The organism is Mesorhizobium sp. L-8-10 (genome assembly GCF_016756635.1).
Taxonomy (GTDB): Bacteria; Pseudomonadota; Alphaproteobacteria; order Rhizobiales; family Rhizobiaceae.
In genome coordinates this window covers 896,880-922,493 of sequence record NZ_AP023263.1, presented here as the reverse complement: position 1 = coordinate 922,493, position 25,614 = coordinate 896,880, and the positions used below count along the sequence as shown (strand labels likewise).

The 25,614-nt window shown below is 65.7% G+C and carries 24 protein-coding genes; 15 read left to right on the top strand and 9 right to left on the bottom strand.

Annotated elements, in window-relative coordinates; genetic code table 11:
• Positions 1-18 precede the first annotated feature (18 nt).
• Positions 19-996 carry a TRAP transporter substrate-binding protein gene (locus JN280_RS04170; protein ID WP_202310250.1) on the bottom strand — a complete coding sequence of 326 codons (978 nt, stop codon included), beginning with the start codon at positions 994-996 and terminating at the stop codon, positions 19-21.
• 138 nt (positions 997-1,134) lie between these two features.
• On the opposite strand from JN280_RS04170, the gene JN280_RS04165 reads away from it, so the two are divergent.
• The 13 genes from JN280_RS04165 to JN280_RS04105 all read left to right on the top strand — a co-directional run bounded on the left by JN280_RS04165 (position 1,135) and on the right by JN280_RS04105 (position 16,490).
• Complete coding sequence (locus tag JN280_RS04165) at positions 1,135-4,752, top strand: hydantoinase B/oxoprolinase family protein (RefSeq protein ID WP_202310249.1); 3,618 nt, start codon at positions 1,135-1,137, stop codon at positions 4,750-4,752.
• Positions 4,753-4,940: 188 nt separating this feature from the next.
• Positions 4,941-5,852 (top strand): alpha/beta fold hydrolase, encoded by a 912-nt coding sequence (locus JN280_RS04160; RefSeq protein WP_244742941.1) that lies wholly within the window; start codon positions 4,941-4,943, stop codon positions 5,850-5,852.
• A 274-nt stretch (positions 5,853-6,126) separates the two neighbouring features.
• Positions 6,127-6,567 carry a helix-turn-helix domain-containing protein gene (locus tag JN280_RS04155; RefSeq protein WP_202310248.1) on the top strand — a complete coding sequence of 147 codons (441 nt, stop codon included), beginning with the start codon at positions 6,127-6,129 and terminating at the stop codon, positions 6,565-6,567.
• Positions 6,524-7,138: a PIN domain-containing protein gene (locus JN280_RS04150; RefSeq protein ID WP_274609065.1), complete on the top strand. Its 615-nt coding sequence runs from the start codon at positions 6,524-6,526 to the stop codon at positions 7,136-7,138. Before JN280_RS04155 ends, JN280_RS04150 begins: the two co-directional genes overlap by 44 nt.
• A 170-nt stretch (positions 7,139-7,308) precedes the next feature.
• On the top strand, positions 7,309-8,604 hold the full coding sequence (locus tag JN280_RS04145) for an ABC transporter substrate-binding protein (protein WP_202310247.1): 1,296 nt from the start codon (positions 7,309-7,311) through the stop codon (positions 8,602-8,604).
• 63 nt (positions 8,605-8,667) lie between these two features.
• Positions 8,668-9,564 (top strand): carbohydrate ABC transporter permease, encoded by an 897-nt coding sequence (locus JN280_RS04140; RefSeq protein ID WP_202310246.1) that lies wholly within the window; start codon positions 8,668-8,670, stop codon positions 9,562-9,564.
• A complete protein-coding gene (locus JN280_RS04135) occupies positions 9,561-10,409 on the top strand; it encodes a carbohydrate ABC transporter permease (protein ID WP_202310245.1) in 849 nt (282 codons plus the stop codon). Before JN280_RS04140 ends, JN280_RS04135 begins: the two co-directional genes overlap by 4 nt.
• On the top strand, positions 10,406-11,281 hold the full coding sequence (locus JN280_RS04130; RefSeq protein WP_202310244.1) for an ROK family protein: 876 nt from the start codon (positions 10,406-10,408) through the stop codon (positions 11,279-11,281). The genes JN280_RS04135 and JN280_RS04130 overlap by 4 nt, the downstream gene beginning before the upstream one ends.
• Positions 11,278-12,024 carry a GntR family transcriptional regulator gene (locus JN280_RS04125; protein WP_202310243.1) on the top strand — a complete coding sequence of 249 codons (747 nt, stop codon included), beginning with the start codon at positions 11,278-11,280 and terminating at the stop codon, positions 12,022-12,024. Before JN280_RS04130 ends, JN280_RS04125 begins: the two co-directional genes overlap by 4 nt.
• Before the next feature lie 66 nt (positions 12,025-12,090).
• Positions 12,091-12,885 (top strand): sugar isomerase domain-containing protein, encoded by a 795-nt coding sequence (locus tag JN280_RS04120; RefSeq protein ID WP_202310242.1) that lies wholly within the window; start codon positions 12,091-12,093, stop codon positions 12,883-12,885.
• A gap of 206 nt (positions 12,886-13,091) precedes the next feature.
• Positions 13,092-14,927 carry a heavy metal translocating P-type ATPase gene (locus tag JN280_RS04115; RefSeq protein ID WP_244742934.1) on the top strand — a complete coding sequence of 612 codons (1,836 nt, stop codon included), beginning with the start codon at positions 13,092-13,094 and terminating at the stop codon, positions 14,925-14,927.
• Positions 14,928-15,035: 108 nt separating this feature from the next.
• Complete coding sequence (locus JN280_RS04110) at positions 15,036-15,629, top strand: peroxidase-related enzyme (protein WP_202310240.1); 594 nt, start codon at positions 15,036-15,038, stop codon at positions 15,627-15,629.
• A 48-nt stretch (positions 15,630-15,677) separates the two neighbouring features.
• Positions 15,678-16,490, top strand: coding sequence for a BtpA/SgcQ family protein (locus JN280_RS04105; RefSeq protein WP_202310239.1), 813 nt, complete (start codon positions 15,678-15,680; stop codon positions 16,488-16,490).
• Between the two features lie 112 nt (positions 16,491-16,602).
• Here the strand turns inward: JN280_RS04105 and yddG are convergent, their stop codons facing one another.
• The 5 genes from yddG to JN280_RS04080 all read right to left on the bottom strand — a co-directional run bounded on the left by yddG (position 16,603) and on the right by JN280_RS04080 (position 19,979).
• Positions 16,603-17,493 (bottom strand): aromatic amino acid exporter YddG, encoded by an 891-nt coding sequence (yddG, locus tag JN280_RS04100; protein ID WP_202310238.1) that lies wholly within the window; start codon positions 17,491-17,493, stop codon positions 16,603-16,605.
• A gap of 84 nt (positions 17,494-17,577) precedes the next feature.
• The gene (locus JN280_RS04095) at positions 17,578-18,333 is read right to left on the bottom strand and encodes a helix-turn-helix domain-containing protein (RefSeq protein ID WP_202310237.1); all 756 of its coding nucleotides are present in this window, start codon (positions 18,331-18,333) and stop codon (positions 17,578-17,580) included.
• A gap of 75 nt (positions 18,334-18,408) precedes the next feature.
• The gene (locus tag JN280_RS04090; protein ID WP_202310236.1) at positions 18,409-18,645 is read right to left on the bottom strand and encodes a GNAT family N-acetyltransferase; all 237 of its coding nucleotides are present in this window, start codon (positions 18,643-18,645) and stop codon (positions 18,409-18,411) included.
• 32 nt (positions 18,646-18,677) lie between these two features.
• Positions 18,678-19,382: an SDR family oxidoreductase gene (locus JN280_RS04085; protein WP_202310235.1), complete on the bottom strand. Its 705-nt coding sequence runs from the start codon at positions 19,380-19,382 to the stop codon at positions 18,678-18,680.
• 168 nt (positions 19,383-19,550) lie between these two features.
• The gene (locus JN280_RS04080; RefSeq protein WP_202310234.1) at positions 19,551-19,979 is read right to left on the bottom strand and encodes an Lrp/AsnC family transcriptional regulator; all 429 of its coding nucleotides are present in this window, start codon (positions 19,977-19,979) and stop codon (positions 19,551-19,553) included.
• A 124-nt stretch (positions 19,980-20,103) separates the two neighbouring features.
• Here JN280_RS04080 and JN280_RS04075 point away from each other — a divergent pair, with 124 nt between their 5' ends.
• A complete protein-coding gene (locus JN280_RS04075; RefSeq protein ID WP_202310233.1) occupies positions 20,104-21,204 on the top strand; it encodes a saccharopine dehydrogenase family protein in 1,101 nt (366 codons plus the stop codon).
• Between the two features lie 209 nt (positions 21,205-21,413).
• Complete coding sequence (locus tag JN280_RS04070; RefSeq protein ID WP_446720835.1) at positions 21,414-22,802, top strand: aminotransferase-like domain-containing protein; 1,389 nt, start codon at positions 21,414-21,416, stop codon at positions 22,800-22,802.
• A gap of 31 nt (positions 22,803-22,833) precedes the next feature.
• Here JN280_RS04070 and JN280_RS04065 read toward each other — a convergent pair whose 3' ends face one another.
• Genes JN280_RS04065 through JN280_RS04055 form a run of 3 tightly spaced genes read right to left on the bottom strand, consistent with a single transcriptional unit; the run spans position 22,834 to position 25,414 of the window.
• On the bottom strand, positions 22,834-22,968 hold the full coding sequence (locus tag JN280_RS04065; protein ID WP_202310231.1) for a DUF2474 domain-containing protein: 135 nt from the start codon (positions 22,966-22,968) through the stop codon (positions 22,834-22,836).
• Complete coding sequence (gene cydB, locus JN280_RS04060) at positions 22,968-23,975, bottom strand: cytochrome d ubiquinol oxidase subunit II (RefSeq protein ID WP_202310230.1); 1,008 nt, start codon at positions 23,973-23,975, stop codon at positions 22,968-22,970. Before cydB ends, JN280_RS04065 begins: the two co-directional genes overlap by 1 nt.
• Before the next feature lie 2 nt (positions 23,976-23,977).
• Entirely contained in the window at positions 23,978-25,414 is a 1,437-nt protein-coding gene (locus JN280_RS04055; RefSeq protein ID WP_202310229.1) for a cytochrome ubiquinol oxidase subunit I, read from the bottom strand.
• Between the last annotated feature and the right edge of the window lie 200 nt (positions 25,415-25,614).

The window sequence follows — 25,614 nt, the reverse complement described above, 5'->3', positions numbered from 1 at the left end:
CAGCCGGCCCCTCGACGCTTATTTGTTATACTCGGCCATGATGGCCTTGGCGTCCTCGGATGCGCCCGCGGCCCATTCCTCCTGCATCTTGGCGCCGATCGCCTTGAGCCCTTCCAGGAGTTCCGCGCTCGGCTCGACAACCTTCATCCCGTTGGCCTTGAGTTCCTCGGTCTTTGCGTCGGTTTCCTTCATGCTCATCTCCCAGCCGCGCTTTTCGGCGTCAGCGGCAGCGTCGAGAATAGCCTTTCGGGTCGCTTCGTCCAGCGCGTCGAATGCGGCCTTGTTCACCACCACGACGTTCTTCGGCACCCAGGCATTGATCGGAGTGTAGTAGGATACGTAGTCCCACGCTTTTCCGTTCGCGCCGGTCGAAGGCGAGGTGATCATCGCTTCGACCTGGCCGGTCGAAAACGCCTGCGGGATATCCGGAACCTCGACCTGCACCGGGGCGGCACCCGCCGCGGCGGCGAATTTCTCCAGCGCGGCGTTGTAGGCGCGGAACTTCAGACCCTTGAGATCGTCGACCGTCTTGATCTCCTTGTTCGTGTAGAGGCCCTGGGGCGGCCAGGGAACCGAGAAGAGCGGCATCAGGCGCTGCTTCTCGAGCAGCTTTGTGATGACCGGTTTCTGGGCATCCGACATTTTCTTGGCGTCTTCATAGCTGGTGGCCACGAAGGGTTCTGAGTCCACGCCGAAGGCGGCGTCCTCGTTCGCGAGGGTGGACAGGAAGAACTCGCCGATCGGAACCTGGCTGCTGCGGACCGCATTCTTGATATCGCCGTGCTTGATCAGCGACCCCGCCGAATGGACGGTGATCGTAACCGCGCCGTCGGTCTTGTCGGCTACTTCCTGGGCGAAGGTCCGGATGTTTGCGGTGTGAAAGGTCGCATCCGGATATGGGGTCGGCATGTCCCAGTTGTCCGCCCGTGCGACACTGCTGGCCGCTACCGCAGCGACAAAGGCCGCGGCCAGTATGGAACGCGAAATGAAGGTCATTTTGTTCTCCCTGTGAGCTTCCCACTCGTCGAATCTTTCCCGCGTTCTCGTGACGCAATGAAGGCCGAAAAGACACGTTGACAAAATGTCATCGTTTTGTAGTTAAATCAACAAAAAAATGGAATCGGGAGTTTTCTCATGCCTCATGCCAAATGGGACTTCTGGATTGATCGGGGCGGCACCTTCACCGACATCGTTGCGCGTCGGCCGGACGGTTCCCTTCAGTCTCACAAGCTGCTCTCGGAAAACCCCGAGCGATACAGGGACGCAGCCGTTCAGGGGATCCGGGAGCTTCTTGGGCTCGGGGCAGACGATCCGATTCCGGAAGGCGCGATCGACGCGGTGAAGATGGGCACGACAGTTGCCACCAACGCGCTTCTGGAACGAAAGGGCGACCGGACAGTTCTGCTGATCACCCGGGGGATGCGGGACCTGTTGAGGATAGGCTATCAGAACCGTCCGAGGCTCTTCGATCTGGAGATTGTGCTGCCCGAACTCCTTTATGAGAAGGTCATCGAGGTGGAAGAACGCCTCGACGCCGAAGGCAAGATCGTGACTCCGATGAAGCTGAGCCAGGTGCGCGACGCGCTAGGCGCCGCCTATGCGAAGGGCTTCCGCTCCGTCGCGGTGGCCCTGATGCACGGATATCGTTTCCCCGACCACGAACGGAGAATCGGCGAGATGGCCCGTCAGCAGGGCTTCGAGCAGGTCTCGCTCAGCCACGAGGTCAGCCCGCTCATCAAGCTGGTCTCGCGAGGCGATACGACGGTGGTGGATGCCTATCTCTCACCCATCCTGCGGCGCTATGTCGGCCAGGTCGGCGATGCGCTTGGCACCGATCACGGCGGCTGCAAGACGCTCATGTTCATGCAGTCGAATGGCGGTTTGACGGATGCTGCTCTGTTCCAGGGCAAGGATGCGATTCTTTCGGGGCCGGCGGGCGGGGTCGTCGGCATGGTGCGCACGGCTCAAGAGGCCGGGTTCGGCAAGCTGATCGGGTTCGATATGGGCGGTACCTCGACCGACGTTTGCCACTTCGCCGGAGAGTATGAGCGCTCTTTCGAGACCGAAGTGGCGGGCGTGCGGATGCGCGCGCCGATGATGAGCATCCACACTGTCGCGGCCGGTGGCGGCTCGATCCTGTCCTACCGCCAGGGGCGGATGCAGGTCGGCCCGGAAAGCGCTGGCGCGAATCCCGGCCCCGCGAGTTATCGCCGGGATGGGCCGCTCGCGGTGACTGATTGCAACGTGGTGCTGGGCAAGCTGCAACCCGAGGAGTTCCCTGCCGTCTTCGGACCAGGCGGAGACATGCCCCTGGATGTGGAGGCCGCGCGGCAAAAGTTCCGGTCCCTGGCCGCGGAAATCGCCGCCGAGACCGGTGAGGCCGAGATCGGCGTCGAGACGCTCGCCGAAGGCTTCCTGCGCATTGCAGTCGAGAACATGGCCAATGCGATCAAGAAGATCAGCGTCCAGCGCGGCTATGACGTGACCAAATACACCATGAACTGCTTCGGTGGTGCGGGCGGTCAGCACGCCTGCCAGGTGGCGGACGTTCTGGGGATGGAAAGCATCTATATCCATCCCTTCGCCGGGGTGCTTTCGGCCTTCGGCATGGGACTGGCCGACATTCGCGCCATCCGCGAGCATCAATTCGCGGCCTCTCTCGGCGAGGTCGCGAGGGCGCGGGAGGTGCTGGAGCGCATCGGCGCACAAGCGCGCGAGGAGGTTTCAGGGCAGGGGATCGCCGAGACGCAGATCGGCATGATCCTGACGGCCCATATCCGCACGCCCGGATCGCACCAGACCCTGCCGGTGCACTTTGCGTCGGAACCCGAGATGCGGGCCGGATTCGATGCGGCGCACAAACAACGTTTCGGTTTCGTCCCGGATTATGACGATCTCATCATCGACCTCCTGACCGCCGAGGCGGTCGGATCGACGGGCGAGGGTGTTTCCTTCGAACCGAACGCGGCCGAGGAAAGCGGGGAGCGGATCGCGCGGATGTTCACCGAAGGCGGGTGGCGCGACGTGCCGCTGGTGCGGCGTGAGGCGCTGCGCGCCGGAGCGAAGGTGGACGGACCTGCGATCGTCGTGGAGCCGACCGGCACCAACGTGGTCGAACCCGGCTGGCGGGCCGAAGGGTTGGCGGGTGGCGGGCTCGTCCTTCGCCGCGTCAAACCGCGTCAGCGCAAGGAGGCCATCGGCACCAGCGTCGACCCGGTGATGCTCGAAGTGTTCAACAACCTGTTCATGTCGATCGCTGACCAGATGGGCGCCACGCTCGCCAACACCGCCTATTCGGTGAATATCAAGGAACGCTACGATTTCTCCTGTGCGGTCTTCGATGCGAGCGGCGATCTTGTCGCCAACGCCCCGCATGTGCCCGTTCATCTGGGCTCGATGAGCGACAGCGTGCGCACGATCCTGCGCGAGAACGCCGGCAAGATCCGCCCCGGCGACGTCTTCATGATGAACAATCCCTACAATGGGGGCACCCACCTGCCTGACGTGACGGTCATCACCCCGGTCTTCGACACGGACGGAAAGGACGTCATCTTCCTCACCGCCTCGCGCGGGCACCATGCCGATATCGGCGGCAAGACTCCCGGATCCGCCCCGCCCGATAGCCGCCATATCGACGAAGAAGGCGTATTGATCGACAACTTCCTGCTGGTGGATCAGGGCATCCTGCGCGAGGCCGAGACGCGGAATCTCCTGGCGTCGGGTCGCTATCCCTGCCGAAACATCGACGAGAACATGGCCGACCTCGCCGCCCAGATCGCGGCGAACGCGACCGGCGCGCAGGAGTTGACGCGCATCGTCGGCCAGTTCGGGCTGGACGTGGTGCGGGCCTATATGGGGCATGTGCAGGACAATGCCGAGGAAAGCGTACGCCGGGTGCTCGATGTGCTGAAGGATTGCTCTTTCACCTATCCGCTCGACAGCGGGGCTGAGATCAAGGTGGAGATCTCCGTCGATCACTCGGCGCGCACGGCGCTGGTGGATTTTGCAGGCACGTCCGAACAGGATCGGTTCAACTACAACGCTCCGTTCTCGATCTGCCGCGCGGTGGTTCTTTACGTGTTCCGCACCCTCGTCGGCGCCGATATCCCGATGAACGAAGGTTGCCTGAAGCCAATCGAGATCCAGGCGCCGAGGGATTCGATGATCAACCCGGAATATCCGGCCGCCGTTATCTCGGGCAACACCGAGGTCAGTCAGGCCATCGCCGACACGCTCTATGGTGCGCTCGGTGTGGTCGCGGGGTCACAGGGGACGATGAACAACTTCGTCTACGGCAACGCGCGCATCCAGAACTACGAGACGATCTGCGGCGGCACCGGCGCTGGCAAGGGCTTCAATGGCGCCAGCGCCGTCCACAGCCACATGACCAACACCCGCATGACCGACCCCGAGGTGCTGGAAACCCGCTTCCCCGTCCGGGTCGAGGAATTTTCCATCCGGCGCGGATCCGGCGGCGCCGGCCAATGGCACGGCGGTGATGGCATCACCCGGCGGCTACGCTTCCTCGAAGAGATGACAGCGACGGTCCTCTCCTCACACAGAGACGTGTCGCCCCATGGTGCCGCGGGAGGCCAGCCCGGCCGAACCGGCGAAAACCATGTCGAGCGCAAGAACGGGACCATCGTGCGCCTGAAGGGCAACGACGAGGCGCTCATGGCGCCCGGCGATGTCTTCGTCATGAACACTCCAGGCGGAGGCGGTTATGGCGCGGTTTCGAGCAAGAAGGCGTAGAAACGAGTTCCTTGTCCGTGAGGTTGCGGCCCTCCTCGCGGGCATCGTCGAAGCTTGAGGCAACTCGTCAGGCCAACCCGATTGGATTGTTCGAGTTCGCCGAATGCGTGTTAATTGTCGATGATCCGACGTTTGACGGACAGGGCCGCGCCTCCCGGGAGGCCGTGACGCATCGCATGGAGGAATGCATGGGTGACGACCTCTTCCCCGGTTTCCGGAGCGACAGGTTGAAAGGTCCCGGCGGGCCGCTCTTCGCCCGTGTCGGCGGAGACGGGCCGCCGCTCGTGCTCCTTCACGGCTTTCCCCAGACGCATGTCTGCTGGCATCGTGTCGCGCCGGCCCTGGCGAAGGACTTCACCGTGGTCTGCCTCGACCTTCGCGGTTACGGCGCCTCGGCCGCGCCGCGCGGCGACGGCCGTTCGACCTATTCCAAGCGCCGGATGGCCGAGGATGTGGTGGCGGCCATGAGCGAGCTCGGTCACCAGCGTTTCTCGCTGGCGGGACACGATCGCGGAGCGCGTGTCGGCTACAGGCTGGGGCTCGACCATCCTGACCGGCTGGAACGGCTGGCGCTGCTCGACATCGTTCCGACCAGCATCTTCTGGACGCAGATCCGGAGCGGCAGTTTCTCCGCGCCGCACTGGACCTATCTTGCCGGCCCCTCGCCGCAAACGGAGGACGAGATCGGCAAGGACCCTGTCGCCTATTTCGACACGCTTCTGGCGCGATGGTCGAGCAGCGGTTCGCTGGATGCGTTCGATCCGCGTGCCCATGCGGCCTACCGCGCGGCCTACATGCAGCCGGAACGGATCCACGCCTTCTGCGAGGACTATCGCGCCGGCGCGACGAGCGACGTCGAAGCGGACGAGGCTGATCTGGCGGCGGGCCGCAGCGTCGCCTGCCCGACCCTGCTTTTGTGGAGCAGCTATCTCACGCGCGGCGAAGCGGCCAAGGCCGAAACACCGCCGCAGGTCTGGAAACGCACCTTCGCGCCGCAGGCCGAGGAGGTGCAGGTCGACGCCGGCCATTTCATTCCCGAAGAGGCGCCCGAAGCGACGCTCGCCGCACTGTCCGCCTTCATCAAGGCCGGCGCGTCGTAGTCGCCGTCACGACAGCGGGACCATGCTTCCCTGGCCGAGGCGTGGATCGCCGACATGATCGTCCGGCTCGCCGTTTCGTGGCCGTTGGTCGCTATCGAATTCAGGGGCGATCGCGAAGCCGTGCATGACAAGTATGCAGTCGGCGAGCGCCGGCGGCGGTCGAAGCCGTTCCAACTACCGTTTCGTTTATTGCGTTTGCAGACGATATTGCCCATATAGAGCATATGCCTGATGGTTCCGCCTGTTGCGGGCCGGGGGAACAGGGAGAACGACGATGTTGCTCGAACACCCCGATACGATCGTGCCCACGGCCGACGATGCGGAATTGGCGGCTAAGGCGAGCCGGATCCTGTCGCGTCGCGGCAAGAACGGCCTGCGCATCCGCCTCGACGATGGTGAGGAACTTACCCTTCCCGTCGCGGCGGCAAGATTGCTTACGCATCTGCTCACCGAAATGTCACAGGGAAACGCGGTTACTCTGATCCCGGTGCATGCGGAGCTCACGACACGCCAGGCGGCTGAATATCTCAACGTTTCGCGGCCCCATGTGGTCAAGCTGCTGGAGCAATCCAGGATTCCCTACCACAAGGTTGGAACGCACAGGCGCATAAGGTTCAGCGATCTTGAAGCCTTCAAGCGGCAGCAGGAAACCGCGCGAGGTCAGGCTCTCGATGCCTTGGCCGCCGAAGCCCAGGAAATGGGGATGGGCTATTAGGATCGCCGGCTACACGGTCGTTCTCGACGCGTGCGTGCTGTATCCTGCACCGCTGCGCGATTTCCTGCTAGAACTTGCCGGAAGCGGCATGTTTCGAGCACGTTGGTCCGATATCATCCACGACGAATGGATCCGCAACCTGTTGAAGGCTCGTCCCGATCTCAGCCGCGATCGTCTCATGCGTACGCGTCGGCTGATGGACGACAGTGTGCTCGGGAGCCTGGTCGAGGGGTTCGAAGAGCTGATCCCCGTGTTGGAGTTGCCCGATCCTGACGATCGGCATGTGCTTGCCGCGGCGATACACAGTGGAAGCGACGCGATCGTCACCGTCAACCTCAAGGATTTTCCTGCCGAGGTTGCAAAACGCTACGAGCTGGAAATTCTTCACCCTGACGATTTTCTCTATCAGCAGTTCGGGCTTGATCCGGCGGCAGTTGTCCTTGCTGCCCGAAATTGCCGTGCGCGGTTGAAAAGCCCGCCGAGAAGCGGCGGCGAGTACCTCGCTACGCTCGAGGCGCAGGGCCTGCCTTTGCTCGTCAGCGAACTGCGCAAGTTCGAAGACCTGCTCTGAAGGCAGACCACCCGCGCGCTCGGTCGAGACCATTCTCTTTCGATACCCGGTCGAACGGCGTTGTCGCGGCGGTCCGTCGCCATGGTGTCCGCGCGTCCTTGCCAAGGACGTTATGTTGTTATAACCATTCCAGTCGAGCGCCGAACCGGCTGCTCCTCCGGAGGATAATCATGAACAAGATCTCGCGACTGAAATATGCGCTCACCGCCATGGTCATGCTGCCCGGCACCGCCCTGGCCGAGCCGGTCAACCTGTCATATCTCACTCATTGGGCGCCGGAGACGGTGGCCAGGCTGGAAGAGGCTGCGCGCAGCTATTCGTCGAGCAACCCCGATGTCACCATCACCGTTCGCGCCGTGCCCTTCGGCGATCTCCTGACCACGATCCGTTCGCAGGGCGGCGCCGGCGGCCCGACCATCGCCAGTATCTATGACCTCTGGCTGCCGGAGCTGGTGCGCGACAAGCTGGTCGGTCCCGCTCCGGACGCCGTTTCGGCTGAAGTGAAGTCGGCCTGGCCGGCCGGCGTCGCCTCCGCCGCGACGGTCGACGGCAAGGTCTACGGCATCCCCAACGAGATCAACGTCTATGCGCTGAACTACAACAAGGCACTCTTCGCCGAGGCCGGCATCGCCGCGCCGCCCCGGACCTGGGACGAGTTGAAGGACGCCGCCGCCAAGCTGACCAAGAAGGAGGGCACCCAGGTCACGCAGCAGGGCTTCGGGCTGATCAACTCCTGGGCGGCGGGCGTCGTGCACCCCTTCGCCTCGCTGCTGGTCTCCAACGGCGGACAGCTTGTTGCCGACGGCAAGCCCGCCCTCGACAGCAAGGCGGCCGGTGAGACCTTCGCGCTCTATGAGGAGATGGTGAAAGCGGGCTACACCGATCCGGCCATGGGCACCGCCGACGCCAACACGACGGGCCCTTTCCTCGACAATTTCGTCTCGGGCAAGACCGGCATGATCATTATGGCCAACTGGTGGGAGAGCGCGCTCAAGGCCGGCATGGGGGACAGGTTCTCCGACATCGCGACCGCGCCGATCCCGGTCGGCCCGAGCGGCGAAAGCGCCAAGTCGATCTCCTATACCTGGATGACGGTGGTCAATGCCGGCGCCAGCGAGGCTGAGCAGAAGGCCGCCTGGGACTTCCTCGCCTGGCTCAACGGCAAGGATTCCGGCCAGAACGGCGCCTCGGCCATGGCCGACATCCTGGTGTCCATGGGCATCCTGCCGTCGCGCGGCTCCGACGTCGAGGCGCACCAGGCCAAGCTCGGCGGCGAGTTCCTGAAGGGTTATGTCGAGACGCTTGCCAATGCGCAGGCCTTCCCCGTGGTGCTCGGCGGCCAGGAATTCTCGGAATCGCTGCAGCAGGTCGTCGAATCGCTCGAATACGGCAAGGTCACCGCCGCGGAGGCCCAGGCCAACGCCCAGGCTGACGCCGCCTCGATCCTCGAGCGCGCCGCCCAGTGACGCGTTCGGACAGAAGAGGCGGATGCGGCTTCGGCCGCATCCGCTGATCCCGGAAAACGACTGATGGCCACGCTCCGCAAGAAATCCATCTGGGTGATGCTCACGCCGGCAGCGGGGCTGATCGGCGTGTTCATCCTGATCCCGATGGCGCTGACCATCTGGCTGTCCTTCCACAACTGGTCGACGCAGACCGGGTTCGAAACCGCCCGCTTCGTGGGCCTGCGCAACTACCAGGACATCTTCGGCCCGATATCGGTCGGCCGCGACTTCAAGCAGGCGCTGGTGAACACGGCGATCTATACGGTGCTGTCCGTGCTGATGATCCTGCCGCTCTCGGTGGTGCTGGGCCTGCTCGTCTATCAGAAGCGCGTGGCCGGCGGCGAGACGCTCAGGGCGATCCTGTTCTCGACCTATATGGTCCCGATGATCGCGGTCGCGCTGGTCTGGTCGAAGCTCTATTCGCCGAGCGAGGGCCCGATCAACCAGATCCTGGGCTGGCTCGGCTTCGGCCCCCAGCCTTGGCTCTCCTCGCCCGACACGGCGCTGGTCTCGATCGTGTTTCTCAATGTGTGGCAGCAGGTCGGCTATTTCACCGTGCTCGTCGTGGCGGGCCTCACCCAGATTTCGCCGTCCATCTACGAGGCCGCCAAGATCGACGGCGCGCCGCCGCTGCAGGAGTTCTTCCGGATCACCCTGCCGCTCTTGCGGCGCACTCTGCTGTTCAGCGCGGTCATCGCCGTCATCAATGCCGTCCAGGTCTTCGAGCCGGTCGCGCTCATAACCCAGGGCGGCCCGGCGGGCTCGACCAATGTGCTCACCTACCACATCCGCCGGGTCGGCATAGAACGCGCGCAGGGTGGGTTGGGCTCTGCCATGGCCGTGACCTTGATGCTGGCGCTGGTCGTCATCATCGTGGCGCTCTTTGCCTTCGCCCGCCGCCGCGAGGGAGACGACGCATGAGGGCCTATGGAAACCGTCGCCGGCGGCCGTCCGACGCGCTGCTGCTCGCGCTCATCGTGTTCCTGGCGGTCATCGCCGCCTTTCCGCTGCTGTGGATGGTTCTTTCCAGCCTCAAGACACCGGCCGAGACGATGCAGACGCCGCCGGTCTGGCTGCCCCGCTCGCCCGGTTTCGGCGCCTATGGCGAGGTCGCCGGCGTGATCAATGCCGGGCGGTCCTTCCTGAATTCGGCTGTTATCGCCACCGTCACCACGACAGGCATCGTGGTGACCAGCCTGATGGCCGGCTATGCCTTCGCCAAATATCGCTTTGCCGGGCGCAACGTGCTCTTCGCGGTGATGATAGCGACCATGTTCCTGCCGCCGATCGTGACGCTGATCCCGCTCTACCGCCTCGTCACCTATCTGGGCATGAACGGCAGCCTGATCGGCGTCATCGTGCCCAATCTCGCCAATGCCTTCGGTATTTTCCTGATGCGCCAGTTCATCGCGGGCGTCCCCGACGATCTGATCGACGCCGCGCGCATCGACGGCGCCTCGGAACTGCGCATCGTCTTCTCGATCGTCGCCCCGGCGATCGTGCCGGCGATCGCGGCCCTGACGCTGTTCGCCTTCGTCTACCACTGGAACACCTATCTGTGGCCGCTCACCGTTCTCCAGGGCAGCAGCGACGACTACCCGATCGTCATCAGCCTGAGCCGCCTCCTGAGCTACAATCGCGGCGCGCTCAACACCAATCTGGTGATGGCGGGCGCGACCCTGGCAGTGCTGCCGCCGCTCGTCATGTTCGTCTTCCTGCAGCGTTTCTTCGTCGACAGCATCGTCGGCTCGGGGGTGAAGGGATGAGCCGCGCGCTGGCGATCGACCTCGGCGGCACCAATATGCGCGCCGGCCTCGCCGACGCGGCGCGACCGGTGGAGATCCGGCCGGTCGGGTCCTGGCCGGCCCCGGCGCGCCGCGCCGCTTTTCAGGAACTGGTCGAGGGGCTGCTTGTCGCCCATTCCATCAAGCGGCTCGGCATCGCCGTGCCGGGGCTGGCCCTCGGCACGCGCTGCGTGTGGATCCCCAATCTTCCTTATCTCGACGGCCTCGATCTTTCGGAAGCGTTTCCCGACGTCTCGATCGCCCTCGGCAACGACGCGCAGTTCGCGCTGCTGGCCGAAGCGAGTGCCGGCGCGGCAAGCGGATTGAGCGACGCGATCCTGCTGGCGATCGGCACCGGCATCGGCTCGGCGGTGCTGTCGGGCGGCCGCATCCTGCGCGGCGCAAGGGGCGGGGCTGCATCCTTCGGATGGGCCTCGGCGGACCCTTCGGATCCCGGCGACGACAGGGACGGCTGGCTGGAACGCAATGCCTCCGGCCGGGCGCTCGACCGGCTCGCGGCGGAAACCGGGCTGGAGAATGGCGCGGCCCTGATCGAGCGGGCGCGGAGCGGCGACGGCGAAGCGCTCCTGTCGCTTGGCCGCGCTGCGGGCGCGCTCGGCACTGCCCTTGCCGGCGCCGTCGCGCTTCTCGACCCGCAGAAGATCCTGGTCAGCGGCGGGGTCGCGGCCGCCCTGGATGTGCTGGAAGCGCCGGTGCTGTCGGCGCTGCGCCGTCAGTTGCCGCCGCACCTGCGCGGCATCACGCTGACATCGGGAGCGTTCGGTGCGGGCGCCAGCCTCGCCGGCGCGGGCATCGCCGCGTTCAGGGGACAGAACTGGGAGGAGGTTCGATGACCGGGATCGGCGTTTTTCCGAAGCCCGACCGCAACCGGCCGGAACCGCTCTGGCATCAGGCCGAGCAGGCCCTGCGGTCGCTCATCGCCGACGGGACCTGGAAGGACGGCACCCAGATCCCCAATGAGGAACTGCTCAGCCAGATGCTGGGGATCAGCCGCATCACCACCCGCCACGCCTTGCGCAACATCGAGGAATCGGGGCTGCTCAGACGCGAGCACGGACGCGGCACCTTCGTACGCTCGTCGACGGTGATCGCCGGCGTGCGCGGCCTGACGAGCTTCACCCAGGAAATGGCCAATCTCGGTCTCGTCGTCGGCTCGCGTGTGCTCGAACTCGCCGAGGTTCCCGCCGCACCCGATGTCGCCGGGGCGCTGGAGGTCAAGCTCGGCGCGCCTACCGTGAGGCTGCGCCGCCTTCGGCTCGGCAACAAGGCGCCGATCGGCATCCAGACCGTCTACATGCCGGTGTCGCGCGTCGCCGGCTTCCTCGACAAGGCCGATCCGGCCGCTTCGCTCTACGACACGCTGCGCAATCGTTTCGGTATCACTCCGCGTGAGGCCCGCGAGGTGTTTCGGGTCGGCGCCGTGGGGCCGGAAGAGGCCGAACTGCTCGAGATCGCGGCGGGAAGCCCGGTCTTCATGGTCGAGCGCATCACCTCCGACGCCATCGGCCCCTTCGAATTCACCGCCTCCACGATGCGTGGCGACCGCTACGAAATCCGCTCGAAGCTCCATCTCTGACTTCAACAAGGCCAGCTCTGGTTCAACAAGGCCGGCTCTGGTCCAACAAGGAAAGTGAAAGATCCCATGTCCTCCCTCTATATCAGCCGCCTCATAAAGCTCGCCGAGGAAGCGGCGCAGAAGAACGAAGCTGCACTGGAGACGACGGCCGGAAAGCTCGCCGACACGCTTCAAAACGAAGGCCTCGTCCATCTCTACGGATCGGGCCATTCGGTGCTGCCCTGCCAGGAGACATTCCCCCGCTACGGCAGCTATGTCGGCTTCAACCCCCTGACTGATCCGCGCGTGATGTGGCACAATGTGCTGGGCGCCGGCGGCGTCCGCGAGTTGCTCTGGCTCGAGCGCACCGAGAAATACGCCGAGAAGTTCCTCGACCATCAGCCGCTCAATCCCGGCGACAGCATCGTCATTTTCGGCCACAGCGGCCGCAATGCCTCGGGCATCGATACCGCACTTTACGCCAGGAAACGCGGCCTGTTCGTCGTGGCCATCACCAGCACGCACAATCTCGACAAGCCGGCCACCCATTCCTCCGGCAAGCGGCTGGCCGATGCGGCCGACATCGTCATCGACACGCGTTCGCCGATCGAGGATGCGATCGTGCCCGTAGAGGGCTGGACGCGTCCGGTCGCCGGCTCCTCGACCGTGCTCGCCATGATGCTGATGCATGAGCTGGTCGCCCGCACCGCCGCCAGGCTCGGCGAGCGCGGCGTCGAGCTGCCGACCTTCGCCTCGCCGACCATCGCCGGCGTGACGCTGCACGACACCGACGTCATCTACGGCAAGTATCGCGAGCGCATGATCGATGCGCAGCAGAAGCACCTCGACTTCTTCAAGGGGCGCATGCAGGGCGACGCCTGATCCGACTGCCGGAGCGCTTCCTCTGGTCCACCGGGACGTTCCGAACATCCGAAAAAAGGCAGCACCGCGCGTCCATCTGGCCGCGCGGCGCTGCCGCGATTGCGGCCCGGTGGCCAAAGCCCTTTCCTCCCACGCATATCCCGTGCTTCATTTCCGACCGGAACATGCCGACCGAACGGTCGCCGCACGCACAGGCGGGACATCCATTGCCGATCGCTCTGCCGCTTTTCAGGATCCGAAGCCTGCTGGTGGTCATTGCGGTCGCCGGCCTGGCAGCGGGCGGTTCTGTCTGGTTCGGAGGTCGAGGGGACTGGGCCGGCTGGATCTGGGCCGCTTGCACGCTACCGGTCCTCGCGGCGCTCGTCGTGGAGATCCTTACCAGCCTGCGTCGGGGAGAGGTCGGCCTCGATCTGGTTGCGGCCCTTTCCATGACGGCCGCGCTCGCTTTCGGGGAACCGCTGGCCGGAAACGTCGTGGCGCTGATGTATGCCGGCGGCCAGCTTCTGGAGAGTTATGCGGAACGCCGCGCCCGCCGCGAGATGACCGCCTTGCTCGGGCGCGTCGCCCGGACGGCAATGCGTTATGTCGACAGCCGGCTCGACGAGGTGGCCATCGAGGAGCTGGCCAAGGGTGACCGCATCCTGGTTCGCCATGGCGAGGTCGTGCCGGTCGACGGGACGGTGGCGTCGAGCGAGGCGCTGGTAGACCAGTCCGCTCTCACCGGCGAGAGCATTCCCGTCGAAAAGCGGCAGAGCGACGAGATCCTCAGCGGCTCGACCAATGTCGGCGACGCGTTCGACCTGGTCGCGGTCCGTCCGGCCGGGGAGAGCACCTATGCCAACATCGTCCGCCTTGTCAGACAGGCTCAGGAAAGCAAGGCGCCGAGCGTTCGGATCGCCGACCGCTACGCGATCTGGTTCCTGCTGTTGACGCTGCTCATTGCTGGAGCGGCATGGTGGGCGACTGGGGATAGGATTCGGGCGCTCGCGGTGCTCGTGGTGGCCACTCCTTGCCCGCTCATCCTCGCTCTGCCGGTGGCGATCATCTCCGGCATGTCGCGGGCGGCCAAGCTCGGTGTACTCATGAAGAGCGGTGGCGCGCTCGAAGCGCTGGCCAAGGTCCGCACCGCCATCCTGGACAAGACCGGCACCCTGACCTTCGGCAGGGCCGAGATCACCGGCATCAGGACAGCCGACGGCTGGGCGGGCGAAGAGGTGTTGCGGCTCGCCGCTTCGCTCGACCAGGCGTCCAACCACGTCATCGCCGACGCGCTGGTCGTCGGCGCCCATCAACGCGGCCTGCACCTTTCGCCGCCGACCGAGGTCAGCGAAGTGGCGGGCACCGGGGTGTCGGGCACCGTCGACGGACACTCGGTCGTCGTCGGCGGTAGCCGCTTCGTGCGCGACAGGAGCCGGCGCAGCGACCCCTACGCGTTGCGCGAGGGCGTGCCCGAGGGCACGGCGGTGGTCGCCGTTGCGATCGATGGCGAGATCGCCGGGATCGTCATGCTGGCCGACCGGGTGCGGCCCGACGCCGCTTCGATGCTGCATGCATTGCGCGACAGCGGCGTCACCAGGGTGGTCCTGGCCTCCGGCGACCGGCAGGATGTGGTGACCGCGATCGGCAGGCAACTCGGCATCGCCGACGCCTTTGGCGAGCTCGATCCGCAGACGAAGGTCGATATCGTGAAGAAGGAGCGGGTGCAGGCGCCGGTCATGATGGTGGGAGACGGCGTGAACGATGCGCCGGCCCTGGCGAGCGCGGATGTCGGCGTCGCGATGGGCGCGCGGGGATCGGCCGCGTCCTCCGAAAGCGCCGACGTGGTTCTCCTGGTCGATCGCCTCGACACCCTGACCGCTGCCGTCCGGGCCGCGCACCGCACGCGGCGGATCGCCATGCAGAGCGTGCTCGTCGGCCTCGGTCTTTCCGTTGTCGCGATGGTCGTCGCCGCCTTCGGCTACCTGCCGCCGGTGGCGGGCGCACTTGCCCAGGAGGCGATCGATGTCGCGGTCATCCTCAATGCGTTGAGGGCGTTGCGATAGGTCCCGCGCTCCGATCCCCGTTCGAATGCTGGCGCTCCGGACTGCGCCGGTGTACCACCGTCCGCACGCGGCTGCCGCCGAAGCCGCAACATTGGGAGGGTGCCTGCCATGCCGAAGGACAAAGCCGAAACCGCCGCCGCGGAGCGTCCGCTCACCGGGCTCGACGTCGAGCCCGCGCCGCTTTCCGAAGCGATGACGCAGTATTACAGGAAGTGCGACGAGAAGCTCGGCTTCGTTCCCAATGTGCTGAAGGCCTATTCCTTCGACATGGCCAAGCTCGAGGCCTTCGTCCGTATGGTGGACGACCTGATGCTGGCGCCGTCCGGCCTGTCCAAGCTGGAACGCGAGATGATCGCGGTCGTGGTGTCCTCGGTGAACCACTGCCACTATTGCCTCGTCTCGCATGGGGCGGCCGTGCGCTATCATTCCGGCGATCCGCATCTCGCCGAGACGCTGGTCGCGAACTATCGGGCGGCCGCACTCACCGACCGGCAGCGCGCCATGCTGGACTTCGCCTGGAAGATCACCGAGCGCCCCGCCGAGATCGGCGACGAGGACCGCGAGGCTCTGCGCCGGGCGGGCTTCTCCGACCGCGACATCTGGGACGTCGTGCTCGTCGCCGGCTTCTTCAACATGTCCAACCGCGTGGCCAGCGGCGTCGCCATGGAACCGAACGTCGAATACTACGGCATGGCGCGCTGAAGCGGCGCCGGAACCACTTCGTCCGAGTTCAGGGAGGCATTGCCAGCCGTGACGCAAACCAAGTTCGAACGCATCTTCGGCGACACCAAGCCGGTCATTGCCATGGTCCATCTCGACCCGCTGCCGGGGGCGCCGCTCCACGACGCCGCGGCCGGCATCGACGGCATCGTCGATCGCGCCCGCAAGGACCTCGTTGCGCTGCAGGCGGCCGGTGTCGACGCGCTCATGTTCGGCAACGAGAACGACCGGCCCTATGAACTCAAGGTCGACGTCGCTTCGACCGCCGCCATGGGTTTCGTCATCGGCCGGCTGCGCAGCGAGATGACGGTGCCGTTCGGGGTCAACGTGCTCTGGGACCCCAAGGCGTCCGTCGCGCTCGCCGCGGCGACCGGCGCCGCCTTCATCCGCGAGATCCTCACCGGCAACTATGCCTCGGACATGGGGCCCTGGACGCCGAATGCCGGCGAGACCATGCGGTACCGCAACCATGTCGGGCGCCCAGACCTTGCTCTGTTCAACAACATCTCGGCCGAGTTCGCCTATTCGATCGACCGTCGCAGCCTGCCGGAACGCGCCCGCAGCGCGATCTTTTCCAGCCTGCCCGATGCCATCCTCGTCTCCGGCAACATTACGGGTGAAGCCGCGCCGCTGAGCGAGGTAGAGGCCGTCAAGAAGGTGAGCGGAAGTACCCCGGTGCTGGTCAACACCGGCGTGCGCCATGCAACGGTCGCCGACGTCTTTTCCGTCGCCGACGGCTGCATCGTGGGTTCCTCGCTCAAGGTCGACGGCAATACCTGGAACCCGGTCGATCCTGACCGCGCGGCGGAGTTCATGCGCCTGGCACGCGAGGCGCGGAAGTAGAGTATGTCTCCCTGATGTGGGAACGGGTTTCGGGACAAAGACATGCGTAAGAACAAATCCCCAAAGCGCGTAAAGCGAACCTGAAAGATCGCGACGCGCTTTGGGCGCGGGCTCAGGAGGCAGTGGCGGCTGCACGCCTGCGGCCGCCGCCGATGCCTGTCGCCAGCACCGCTCCGCCGATGATGAGCAAGGCCGCTGCCAGAAGCCGGACGGTAGCCGGTGCATTGCCCATCGCGACCAGCAGGGCGGTCGACAGCAGCGGCGCGAGATAGGACAGGGCGCCGAGCAGGGAAATGTGCCCGTGCTTCGTCGCATGATCCCAGGCGAGAAAGGCCAGGCCCGTCGGCCCGACGCCGAGCAGGACGATCGCCAGCCACTGTTCAGATGCCGGCGCGACCGTCGTCTCGAACAGGAGATGACAGGCGCCGCCGGCGACGGCCACCGCGCCGCAGACGCCGACGATCATGCCGCTCGGCGTCGCCCCGAAGCGTCGGTTGAACACGGAATAGGCCGACCAGAGCAGCGCGCACATCAGGGCCGCCGCATAACCCGACAGCGAGGCGTCGGCGGTGGCGGACGGCGCGCGTCCGAGTATGATCAGTGCGGTACCGCCGAGGCCGAGCAATGCTCCAGCGACGTGCCGCGCGGCCAGCCGCTCGCCGGGCAGAAGCGCGGCGAAAAGCACGATCAGCAGCGGCCACAGATAGGCGATCAGGCTGGCTTCGGCCGCAGGCGCCGCCTTCAGCGCGTAGAAATAGAGCGCGTGATAGCCGAAGATACCAAAGAAGGCGGTCATCCAGGGGGCGGCAGGCTGGCGCAGCTCGGCGAGGCTTCCACGAAATCCGAGCAGGACGATCCCGCTCAGGAAGGCGACGGCGAAGCTCAGCGCCAGCAATTCGAAAGGCGGTATGCCTGTCGTGAATACGGTGAGCGGAGCGAGCGCTGCCCAAAGCAGGATCGCGATGCCTCCGATGATCGTCGCCCGCCCTCTGCCGTCGCCCATTCCTTGTCTTCCCGATGTCCCGTAAAACAGGAGACCAATCTGCCCGAGGCGGGCAGGGACGGGATAGTCGAGAAGTCCGGAAGTCTATCCAGAGGCTCCGCGACCGCGCCGCAGCACGGCGGGCGTGACGCCGCGCGAGATGCGCAGCTTCCTGGTGAGCGCGCTCTGGTCGGCATGACCGGTCCTTACGGCGATCTCGGCGATCGGCAGCGACGTCGTGGTCAGGAGGCGGCAGGCCGCATCGAGCCGCAATTCCGCGAGCCGGCCATGCGGCGTATCGCCGGTTCTCTGGCGGAACAACTCGTGAAGCCGCGTCTCGCCCGCGCCCGCCGCGGCTGCGATGTCGGCGACGGTGATCGGTTGCTCCAGCTTCGCCCGCATGAAACGGATCGCCCGTTCGACAATCATGTCTGCGGCGGTGGCCGGCTCGGCTTGCGATGCGTTCAGCGTCTCGACGAGCAGCCCGCACCAGTGGCTTCGCGCGGCCGGGGTAACGATGTCGATCGTCGCCGCCAGATAGTCGATGAGGCTCTGCAGCGGCTGCGTGATGGTGAAGAAGGCGGTACGTCGAAAAAGCTCGGCCTCAGTCCAGAGGGCCGAGTTTCCATCGTCAGGGAGGTCCGCCACCACAAAACGTCCCGAGGGCGGCGCCTGGAAGGCATGCGTTGCATCGGTCGCGATGAAGGCGCCGCGCCCGGCCGCGACGAGACCGCCGCGGCCGTCGATCTCCATGTCCATGACGCCGGAGAGTGGCAGCACCACCTGATGGTAGTCGTGCCGATGCGATTGCACCTCACCGCTGTAGCTCCTGATATCGAGCCGTTCAGAATGCGGCGACATCATCTTTCTCCCGGGCGTCCTCGCCCTCTCGCCTCCGGTTTCCATCAACAGCGTGACGAACTCAAGGCAAAAAGGTCAAAGCGCCATCCGAAGCACGCGATAATCTTGCACTTCGATAAGTCGACAAGCGATCCATTCCCAGCCGAGCCGCCGGAAGACAACTTCCGCTTCGGCGGTGAGGGCATGGACCGCGCGGAAGCGCTGCTCCCGCGCCTTTTCGGCGGCATAGGCCACGAGCGCAGATGCGACGCCGCGCCGACGCGCATCCGGCGCGACCCAGAGCCCGCCGACCCATGGCGTCAGCGTCCACAATTCAGGGCGGGCAAGGCCGGCCCCCGGCAGGATCAGACCGACCGGGTCAGGCCGCCGTCGACGCGGATGTTCTGGCCGGTGATGTAGCCGGCTCCGTCCGATGCGAGAAAAGCGACGGTCGCGGCGATCTCCTTGCTGGTGCCGTAGCGCTTCATCGGCACGCTGTCGCGACGTTCTTCGGTTGCCGGAAGGCTGTCGATCCATCCCGGCAGGACGTTGTTCATGCGCACATTGTCTGCCGCATAGGTGTCGGCGAAGATCTTGGCGTAAGCGGCAAGGCCCGCGCGGAACACGGCCGAGGTCGGGAACATCGCGCTCGGCTCGAAAGCCCAGGCGGTCGAGATGTTGATGATGACGCCCGCCTTCTGCTTCTGCATGACCGGCGTGACCAGTCGCGTGGGGCGGACGACATTCATCAGATAGGTGTCCATGCCCCTGTGCCAGTCCTCGTCGCTGATCTCGATGATCTGGGCACGCGGGCCGTGACCGGCGCTGTTGACAAGGACGTCTATGCGATCCCAGCGCTGCAAAGCGCCATCGATGAGCCGCTTCAGGTCGTCGTTCGACTGGTTGGAGCCGGTCACGCCCAGGCCGCCGAGTTCCGCCGCCAGCGCCTCACCCTTGCCGGAGGACGACAGGACCGCGACCCTGAAGCCTTCAGCGGCGAGGCGTCTCGCCGCTGCGGCGCCCATGCCGCTGCCGCCTGCCGTGACGACCGCCACTTTTTCCACTGCCATAGCTCTCTCCTATGCTCATTTCGCGGGCGGCAGAGAATTCGCCTCCATCTCGCATTTTGCAAGCCGTCGAACAGTGGCAGAGCGTGCGACTTCATCGGCCAAAGTGTGTTCCACGTGGTCATCGCGGCCGTCCAGACCGGGATGGGCGTCGGTTGGCCGGCGCGCGGCTCAGCGCTCGATCCGGGTCGACAGGATGACCGACGACAGGGTCCGCTCCACGCCATCCAGGGCGCCGATCCGGTCGATGAGCTTGTCGAGGTCGGCGACCGACTGGGCCTCGACGATGACGATCATGTCGAAATTGCCGCTCACCGAATGCAATGTGCGAACGTCGCGGATGCGGCGCAGTTCCGCCTCGACCGAGGTCGACAGTTTCGGCAGCACCGTCACCAGCACATGGGCGCGCACCAGATTGGCTTCGTGCTCTGAAGAGAGCCTCACGCCGTAGCCGGTGATGACGCCGCGCCGTTCAAGCCTTTCGAGCCGGCTCTGCAACGTCGCCCGCGACACGCCGAGTCTCCTGGCGAGTTCGGTCGCCGGCATCCGCGCGTTCTCGCGCAACAAAGCGATCAGGGCCTGGTCGGCATCACTCAGCATTCTGTCGAATCCGATCGTCGAAATGCGCAAAATTTACCTTCTCTTTGCACAAACCGCCACTGCTATCCGTCATGGGCCGGGAGTAGTCTTCAGAAATTGAACAGGAATTCCGGGAGCGGTTCGGATGAAGGACGTCGTTGTTATTGGCGCGGGCAAGATCGGATCGGTCGTTTCGGACATGCTGGCCGGCAGCGGCGACTATCGTGTCGCCGTGGTCGACAATTCACAGGCCCAGCTCGATGCGCTTGAAGTCGGCGAAGGCGTCGCGACACACCAGGCGGAGATCTCCGAGCCCGGTGCGCTCGACGGCGTGCTGTCGGGCAAGTTCGCGGTGCTGAGTGCGGCACCCTTCCATTTGACCACCAGCATCGCCGAGGCGGCGGCCCGGTCCGGCGTGCACTATCTCGACCTGACCGAGGATGTGGCGAGCACGCGCCGCGCGAAGGAACTGGCCGTGACGGCGCAGTCGGCCTTCATCCCGCAATGCGGGCTGGCGCCGGGCTTCATCTCGATCGTGGCGAACGACCTCGCCAAGCGTTTCGACAGGCTGGAGAGCGTGCGCATGCGTGTCGGCGCGCTGCCGCAATATCCGTCCAATGCGCTCAACTACAATCTGACCTGGAGCACCGACGGGGTCATCAACGAATATTGCGAACCCTGCGAGGCGATCGTCGAGGGCGAGCTGGTCGAAGTGCCGCCGATGGAGGAGCGCGAGGAGTTCTCGCTCGACGGCATCACCTATGAAGCGTTCAACACCTCGGGCGGTCTCGGCACGCTCGCCGACACGCTCAAGGGCAAGGTGCGCACGCTGAACTACCGCACCATCCGCTATCCCGGCCATGCGGCGATCATGAAGGCCCTGCTCAACGACCTCGGCCTGCGCCACCGCCGCGAGGTGCTGAAGGACATTCTCGAGAACGCCGTTCCAGCGACCATGCAGGACGTGGTCGTGATCTTCGTGACGGTGAGCGGCTACAGGAACGGCCGCCTCCTGCAGGAGACCTACGCCAACAAGGTCTACAGCCGGCAGCTCGGCGCCCATCTGCGCAGCGCCATCCAGGTCACCACGGCTTCCGGCATCTGCGCCGTGCTCGATCTTTTAGCGGAAGGCCGTCTGCCGTCGCGCGGCTTCATCCGGCAGGAGGACATCGCCCTCGACGTTTTCCTGGCCAACCGTTTCGGCCGCAACTATGCGCTGTCCAATATGACTCATCTGGCCGCGTAGGCAGACCGCAGCAGCCTGATCCATGCCATGCCGGCGCCCTCGTGGCGCCGGTCTTGTTGCGCGCCAGTCGTGGCGTGCAGCGCCAGGACTGGCGCTTTTTGGACCGCTGCTCGATCATGCCGAAGATACCGAGAAACCCGCCGCCTTTGCACTTGCCTTGCCACACAAGGCATACATCATGCATATATATGGAAAGCATGGTATCGGATATGGCGGCGGACTGGTCTCCTTCGATCTCCAAGGCGGCAGGGCCGCTCTACCTCGCGATCGCCGATGCGCTGTCGGTCGACATCGCGGCCGGCCGACTGCCCGTGGGAACGAGGCTGCCGCCGCAGCGGACGCTCGCCGACCGGCTGGGCATCGACTTCACGACGGTGAGTCGCGCCTATGCGGAGGCTCGCAAGCGCGGCCTGGTCGAAGGACGCGTCGGCCAGGGAACCTATGTGCGCGCCCGCCGGCCCTCCCGGCCTGAGCCGTCTGCGGGGAGCGGGCTCATCGACATGAGCATGAACCTGCCGCCGCGCTTCGACGATGCCGTGCTGGCGGCCCGCATGTGGGATGATATCGCGGATCTCAAGACGGGCGACGGGCTCGGCCTCCTGATGCGTTACCAGGAGGCGGGGGGCTCCGTTCTCGACAAGGCCGCCGGGGCGGCCTGGCTGGCGCCGCGCCTGGGCGCCGTCGCTCCGGAGCGGCTGCTCGTCTGTCCCGGTGCGCAGGGCGCGCTGCTCGCCTTGCTCGGGTCGCTCGCCGGCCCTGGCGACACGGTCTGTGCCGATGGTCTCGCCTATCCCGGTTTCCTTGCGGTGGCGGATTATCTGCGCATTCGCGTCGTCGGTATCGAGATGGATGACGAAGGCCTCGTTCCTGAAGCCTTCGAGACGGCTTGCCGCCAGGCGGCGCCCAAGGTGCTCTATTGCAATCCGACACTGCACAACCCGACGACGTCGACCCTGTCGCTGGGCCGGCGCGAGCGCATCGTCGCGATCGCGCGCCGCCATCGGGTGGCAATTATCGAGGACGACGCCTATGGCGCGCTGCCGGCCGATCCGGTGCCGCCTCTGGCAGCGCTCGCTCCCGATCTGGCCTATCATGTCGCGGGCCTGGCGAAATCCGTGTCGCCGGCGCTGCGCGTCGCCTATCTGGTCCTGCCGGAGCCGGGAAAGACCGCGCCTCTGGCGGGTGCGATCCGCGCTACGGCCGGCATGGCCTCGCCGCTGACGGCGGCCGTCGCCACGCAGTGGATCGAGGACGGCACGGCGTTGGCGGTGCTCGACGCCATCCGGAAGGAGTCCCGGCAGAGGCAGAAGATCGCTTCCGGCATCCTGCCGGCCGAACTCGTCCGCGCCGATCCCGAAGGGTTCCATGCCTGGCTGGCCCTGCCGGGCCGCTGGAACCGCGGCGACTTCGCCTCGCGGCTCCGCTCGGCTGGCATTGGCGTCGTCACCAGCGACGCCTTCTCCGTCTCGGGCCCGGCGCCGGAAGCCGTCAGGTTGGGGCTCGGTGCCGCGCCCGACCAGCAGGCGCTGGCCGCAAGCCTGAGGGCCGTCGCCGACCTTCTGGCGCAGCCGCCCGGCCTGTCGTCCATGGTGGTCTGAACCGGGCGGGCCCCTCCTGTCCGCCGTGGCCTCAGACGGTGAGGCCGGCGAGGTTCATGAGCAGGCGGAAGACCAGGGCCACGGCGCCCAGCGCCAGCACGCTTGCCGTCCAGATCAGGATCAGCCAGCCGATCCGCTTCGGCCAGGAGGTCTCGGCCGGCGCCATCAGTGATAACCCTCGCCCGGCTTCACCTTGCCGCGGAACACGTAATAGGACCAGGCGGTGTAGGCGAGGATCACGGGGATGATGAACAGCGCGCCGACCAGCGCGAAGCCCATGCTTTGCAGCGGTGCCGCCGCCTCGCGGAGAGAAATGTCGGGCGGGACGATGTTGGGCCAGAGGCTGATGCCGAGCCCGCTATAGCCGAGGAAGAGCAGGAACAGCGCCAGCACGAAGGGCGCGACATGTGGATTGGCGTCGAGCACGCGCAGCATCGCCCAGCCGCTGGCCAGGACCAGCACCGGCACCGGCGAGAAGAGGACGATGTTGGGGAAGCTGAACCAGCGTTCCGCGATGTCGGGATGGGCAAAGGGCGTCCACAGGCTGACGACGCCGATGACGGCCAGGAGAGCGAGCGTCACCGGCCGTGCCAGCGCGACCATGCGCTGGTAGAGCGGACCTTCCGTCTTGATGATCAGCCAGGTGCAGCCGAGCAGGGCATAGGCGACGACGAGGCCGAGCCCGGTGAACAGGCTGAACGGCGTGATCCAGTCGAGCGCTCCTCCGGCATAGGCGCCGTCCTCGACCGGGAAACCGTTGAGGAAGGCGCCGAGCGACACACCCTGGAAGAAGGTCGCGACATAGGACCCGCCGGCGAAGGCCCGGTCCCAGAACGCCCTGTGGTGCGGGTCGGCCTTGAAGCGGAACTCGAAGGCCACCCCGCGCCAGATCAACCCCAGCAGCATCAGCACCAGCGGCAGATAGAGCGCGCTGAGGATGATCGAATAGGCGAGCGGGAAGGCCGCCATCAGGGCGGCCCCGCCCAGCACCAGCCAGGTCTCGTTGCCGTCCCACACGGGCGCGACGGTGTTGACCATCACGTCGCGTTGCTCGCGGTCGCGCACGAAGGGGAACAGGATACCGATGCCGAGATCGAACCCGTCCATCACCACATACATCATCAGGCCGAAGGCGATGATGACGGCCCAGACAACCGGAAGATCGATGCCCATGGCTAGAGCCCTTTCCTGTCTTCGTGAGCCGGAGCGAGGGGGTCCATCCGGCCATGCGCGGCCGACAACGGGCGGGCCGGCCGTCCGGCGAAGCCTTCGCCTTCGGCATGCTCCTCACCCTCATCTTCGGGTCCCTTGGCGACCAGCTTCAGCATGTAGCGCGTGCCGATGCCGAACACGATGAAGTAGACCACGATGAAGGCGACAAGCGTTGCGCTCATCGCCAGCGCGGAATGGTTCGACACCGCGTCGGCCGTGCGCATCACGCCATAGACGACCCAGGGCTGGCGGCCGATCTCGGTCGTGTACCATCCCGCGAGGATGGCGATCAGGCCGGCTGGTCCCATCCATGTCGCGAAGCGCAGGAAAAGCCTGGTGTCGAAAAGGCGGTCCCGCCAGCGAAGCCACAGGCCGAGCGCGCCAAGCAACAGCATGAGCAGGCCGAGCCCGACCATGATGCGGAAGCTCCAGAACACGACGGTCGAGTTCGGCCTGTCTTCGGGTGCGAACTCCTTGAGGCCCGGGAACTGGCCGTTCCACCGGTGGGTGAGGATCAGGCTGCCGAGATGCGGGATTTGCACCGCATAGCGCGTCTCCTCGGCCTCCATGTCGGGCCATCCGAAAAGGATGAGCGGAACCGCCTCCCCCGGCTTGTTCTCCCAATGGCCCTCGAGGGCTGCGATCTTGGCCGGCTGATGCTTGAGCGTGTTGAGGCCGTGCTGGTCGCCGATCAGGATCTGGACCGGCGCCGACACCAGCACCATCCACATCGCCATGGACAGCATGGTGCGCACGCGCCTGTTGTCGTTGCCGCGCAGCAGATGCCAGGCGCCCGCGGCGCCGACGAACAGCGCCGTAGAAAGATAGGCCGCAATCGTCATGTGGGCGAGGCGGTAGGGGAAGGAGGGGTTGAAGATCACCTCGATCCAGTTCACCGGCACGACCACGCCGTCGACGATCTCGAAGCCCTGCGGGGTCTGCATCCAGCTGTTGGAGGCAAGGATCCAGGTTGCCGAGATCAGCGTGCCGAGCGCCACCATGACGGTGGAGAAGAAATGCAGGCCCGGCCCGACCCGGTTCCAGCCGAACAGCATGACGCCCAGGAAGCCCGCCTCCAGGAAAAAAGCGGTCAGGACCTCATAGGCGAGCAGCGGCCCGGTCACGCTGCCGGCGAAGGCCGAGAAGTAACTCCAGTTGGTGCCGAACTGATAGGCCATCACCAGGCCGGACACGACGCCCATGGCGAAGTTCACGGCGAAGATCTTCGACCAGAAATGGTAGAGGTCGCGATAGACGCGGTCGCGCTTCCAGAGCCACAGGCCTTCCAGCACCGCGAGATAGCTCGCCAGTCCGATCGTGATGGCGGGGAATATGATGTGAAAGGAGATGGTGAAGCCGAACTGGATCCGGGCCAGTTCCAGGGCTGTCAGGCCGAACATCGGGGACCCCTCTCGCAGGCGCGATGGTCTGTCGCGCGTCTGTTGAACGATACCGAATATGCGCCGCCCGTTCGCTGGGGATGAGCGCGCCGTGAACAGTGCCCTATCTTGGCCGCCGAGTTGCGAAATGTCGACGCGCTTGCGCGCGATGATCGCAGCCCGAGGGGCGTCAGCTTGATCGGCGATTCCATACAACTCAC